The sequence below is a fragment of the Kribbella qitaiheensis genome (assembly GCF_042657745.1).
Taxonomy (GTDB): domain Bacteria; phylum Actinomycetota; class Actinomycetes; order Propionibacteriales; family Kribbellaceae; genus Kribbella; species Kribbella qitaiheensis.
In genome coordinates this window covers 1-4,133 of record NZ_JBHSKE010000053.1, presented here as the reverse complement: position 1 = coordinate 4,133, position 4,133 = coordinate 1, and the positions used below count along the sequence as shown (strand labels likewise).

Here is a 4,133-nt window from a genome sequence, read left to right as displayed (position 1 = left end):
ATTGCGTGAGCGAGGCCCCGGCCAGCAACCACTCCCACCCGGCGAGCAGTCACTACATACGGTCTAAGTGACCTTCGGCTGCAGCACGGCGCCCTCCTGCAGCATCCGGTCCAGACGTACCCGCACAGGCCCGTCCCGATCTTCCACGGCGCCGGGCCGCTGTTCCTGACCGCGACCGAACCCGGCAAGTCCTGCAACCAGGACCGGACGTGCTCGTGAGACGGCGTCAGCCTCGCTTGAACCAGCTCGCCGCTCACACCATCGATCGCTGCCGCAACCACCGACCGGGCGTGCACATCCAGCCCCACTCGCACGCTCGGTAAACACCGGGGACTCCCACAAATGTCGGATAGGCCGAGCAGGCAGCCCCTACTCGGTAACCCACGAATGTGGTGAGTGAGGCCCCGGCCCGCAACCCCGCCACCACGACGGCATCACGTCATACCGTCTAGGCCAGCGGTCTGGCGCGGGAGACGGTCCCAACATCGTGCTCCGCACACCTTCGGCGTGGGCTGGACCGTCGCCCTCGGCCCGGCCGTCGCCGACGTCCGCCAAGCGTTCTGATCACGCTGCTGTCCAGGCCCACGGCCGCAGGAACTCGTCCAACGTGACCCGGCCGGCCAGGTTGTCCAGCACCCCGACCAGCCCGGCAAAGGTGCACTCAGCAACGATCTCGAGAATCTCTCCCAGGGACAGCCCCGCCTCGGTGGCGCGCCGGACGGTGCCGTCGGCAACCTTCCCGCGAGTGAGCACCAACTCCCGGGCCAGCGCATACACGGCGGCAGCGCGCGGGTCAGCGGGCGGCTCGCCGGAACGCATCCGCTCGATCTCGCCGTCGTCCGCGCCGAGCCCGGACAGCACGGTGGAGTGGAACGCCACGCCATACCGGTTGTCTGCCGCGACTCCGACGGCGACGCCGGCTGTCTCGCGCAACACCGGGTCCAGCGCGCCCGAACCGACCGCCCGCCGCAGCCCGTCAAAGCCAGCCAGCAGAGTCGGCGACGCGGCCGCCGTCGCGGCCAGGTTCGGCACGAAGCCGAGATCCTCGGCGATGCCATCCAACAGCGCCTTGGACTCGGCCGGCGCGGTGTCGGGTGTGTGAATCGTCAGGTCCATCGTGTCCTCAACAGTCTCGTCGTTCCCCGGCGGTCGCCGGCAGGGATCTAGTCTCCGGGCCGCGGCGGTGAGGCACGATTCCCAACGAGGGAAGGGAGTGCGGCCAACGCATGACATACGCTGTTCGAATGTGGCAGGCGGATCACTCAGCAGACTTCGGCGACCTGCTGCGGCACTGGCGAGCGGTCCGCCGGACCAGCCAGCTCGACCTCGCCTCGGCCGCTGGCACTACTCCGCGTTACGTGAGCTTCGTGGAGACTGGCCGGGCAAGGCCGAGCCGCGAGATGGTACTGCGGCTAGCCCGCGCGCTCGACGTGCCTCTGCGGGAACGCAACGCGCTGCTGCTCGCCGCGGGCTTCGCCCCGCGCTATCCGGTGGCGCCGCTCGGCAGCGCGCAGCTCGGCCGGATCGAGGCGGCGCTGACCTCGATGCTCGACCAGCACGAGCCGTACCCGGCGGTTGTGATGGACCGCGGCTGGAACGTGCTACGTGCGAATCGCGGCGCGCGGCTGCTGTTCGGTCGGCTGCTAGCACCCAACCCGATGCCAACCCCGGCCAACGTCCTGCGGCTCATGATCGAGCCGGGTCCCGTCCGCCGCAGCGTGCTGAACTGGGCCGCGGTCGCGCCCGCGCTGCTGGAGCGGAGCGGCCGGGAGGCCGTCGGCGGCGTCCTCGACAGCGACACCGCGGAGCTGGTCCGGCGGCTGCGAGCGCTTCCGGACGTCGCCGAGCTGCTTGCGGACCCGGGTTCGGCCTCACCGACCGCGCCGGTGATCGACGTCCGGTTCGCCCTCGGTGACGAGGTCGTCGAGCTCTTCTCGCTTGTCTCCACCATTGGTACGCCGACCGACGTCACCACCCAGGAACTGCGCATCGAGGCGTTCTTCCCCACTGACGACGACACCCGCGCGGCCTGGCGTCGGATCAGCTCGAACGTCAAGGTCTGACGATCGAGATGACCTCACGCCAGGGTCGAGTCTGTCGAAGGTACGGCGGCGCAGGCCGAACGAGATGCCGGCACCGGTGATGGCGGGTTGACCACGAGCGAGGAAGACGAGCTTGCGCAGTTGCGGCGGGAGAACCGCCGGCTGCGAGAGGATGTCGAGATCTTGAAGCGTGCGACGGCCTTCTTCGTGTCAATGCCGTCCTGATGGCGGTCCGGCGGGGTTCGCTCGTTTCTTCGCTGCCTCGCGCATCTGCGATCGCCTCTCCTCGATGTGCGGCTCCGCCGGGCGCCAAGGACGCGCGAGGACCGTGGCTTGATAGGAGCCTGCCATCGTGCTCGATTGAGGCATGCCCGCCTCCGCGCGAACCGGGATGCGTCGTTTCCTTCAGCGTGAGGAGCTGCCACGGCGTGGTCATGATCGGTACCGATTCCCACAAACGGACCCAGACTGTCGTCGCCATCGACGACATCGGTCGGCGCCTGGGCGTGAAGGCCGTCCGCACCAACAGCGAGGGCCATCTGGAGCTGTCCGCTGGTCAGCCCAGTTCGACGACGTCACGTTCGCATCACCTTTACGCGACCTTTTTACCCTCGGGCGTGCGCCTCGCAGCCTCGCCGCGGCCAGGTCCGCCGCCGTGGCCCGGCAACGCCCGGGAACCCACACTCGCCAGAAGAGCCTCGACCAACTCGTGACTGTGAGTCACATTGCCTGCGGCCTCATGTCCTCCTCGCGGAGTCTCCGACAGCCGAGACGTCGAGCAGTCACCGACCGCTGACGTCGGGAGCCTGACATGGCGAGATCAAGAAACACGCCGGCGCACGGCTGGATCACGCTGTGTGTTCCAGCGGTTCGCTCGTGCCCCTGGTTGTGGAAACCCGGGATCGAACCCCCGGCATCACCGGGGTCCAACGCGCGGCAATCAGGCGACCGTAGATCCGTCAGCAACATCAAAGATCAGTTCGCCGAGGGAGCAGCCAATCATGAGCACAAGTCGGACGTCAGACAGGATCCACCGCCGGCGCCAGGTCGCAGTGACGTCCCTCGCGGCCGCCGCACTCACCTTGACCGCGGCCAGCTGCGGCAGCCACTCCGGCAGCCCCGCCGGCGCAGCCGGGTCGGCGCCGGTGCCGACGGCCACCGGCTCCACGGTCAGCGGGCAAGCTACCGCACTGGGCACCATCCTCGTCGACGGACAAGGCCGCACTGTGTACGAGTTCGCCAACGACAAGAACAGCATGTCGACCTGCGCCGCGGGGTGCGCGGCCAACTGGCCGTACGTGCCGGCGCCGGCGCCGCTCCCGAAATCCTTGCCCGGTGTGACCGGCACGCTGGGCATGGCCACCCGCGCCGACGGCAACCGCCAACTGACCGTCGCCGGCCACCCCGTCTACACCTTCGTCGGCGACTCCACGCCAGGCCAGACCAACGGTCAGGGCGTCAACCTCAACGGCGGCGTCTGGACCGTCGTGTCGCCGGCCGGTGCGCCCGTCACAAACCCCAGCCCGGCTGGCTCCATGACTCAAAACCCCATCGGCCCCGGCTACTGAGCACCTGCGCCGCCGACAAACGGACAGAAAGGCGTTGCCATGACCATCGAAACCGAGATGCTGACATCCGTGCTCGTTCCAGACCCGTGGATGACGCCATTGACCGCAGTGGACCGCGCGTTCGATCCCAACGAAACCTGCGCCCGCTGCGGTCCCAGCACCCGGGCCCGAGTCAAATGGGTGTTCCCGCCGATCAGCGAGTTCACTCATCGGCATCGCGACCTGTACCTCTGCGCTCATTGCTCCTGCGTGAACGAGCGTCGGCTGCTCGCCACCAGCATCCTCACCGTGGATCCCACCCATGGCCGGCGCTGAACTCCCGGAACATGCCTGCAGATGCGTTGCCGTGCGCCAGGCAGCCGCTCTCAACCATTGGAGGAATCATGAAACGCAAGATCACCGCCGTCGCGCTGGCTCTTGCCTTGGCGGGCGCTGCCGCAGCCTGCGGAGACGGTGGCGGTGACGCCGACGCTGCCACGCAAGCCAGGGGTGCGATCACCGTCTGGCTCTCGAACAACAAGGA

General features: G+C 68.4%; 4 protein-coding genes. 3 read left to right on the top strand and 1 reads right to left on the bottom strand.

From position 1 onward, the window contains the following. Positions 1 to 564: 564 nt before the first annotated feature. Complete coding sequence (locus ACFPJ1_RS32440; protein WP_380109801.1) at positions 565 to 1,116, bottom strand: carboxymuconolactone decarboxylase family protein; 552 nt, start codon at positions 1,114 to 1,116, stop codon at positions 565 to 567. A gap of 128 nt (positions 1,117 to 1,244) precedes the next feature. Here ACFPJ1_RS32440 and ACFPJ1_RS32435 point away from each other — a divergent pair, with 128 nt between their 5' ends. The 3 genes from ACFPJ1_RS32435 (at position 1,245) to ACFPJ1_RS32425 (ending at position 3,925) form a co-directional block, all read left to right on the top strand. Further along, positions 1,245 to 2,063 carry a helix-turn-helix domain-containing protein gene (locus tag ACFPJ1_RS32435; RefSeq protein ID WP_380109799.1) on the top strand — a complete coding sequence of 273 codons (819 nt, stop codon included), beginning with the start codon at positions 1,245 to 1,247 and terminating at the stop codon, positions 2,061 to 2,063. A 980-nt stretch (positions 2,064 to 3,043) separates the two neighbouring features. Continuing rightward, positions 3,044 to 3,610 carry a COG4315 family predicted lipoprotein gene (locus ACFPJ1_RS32430; protein WP_380109798.1) on the top strand — a complete coding sequence of 189 codons (567 nt, stop codon included), beginning with the start codon at positions 3,044 to 3,046 and terminating at the stop codon, positions 3,608 to 3,610. A gap of 39 nt (positions 3,611 to 3,649) precedes the next feature. Then, positions 3,650 to 3,925 carry a hypothetical protein gene (locus tag ACFPJ1_RS32425; RefSeq protein WP_380109796.1) on the top strand — a complete coding sequence of 92 codons (276 nt, stop codon included), beginning with the start codon at positions 3,650 to 3,652 and terminating at the stop codon, positions 3,923 to 3,925. Positions 3,926 to 4,133 lie beyond the last annotated feature (208 nt).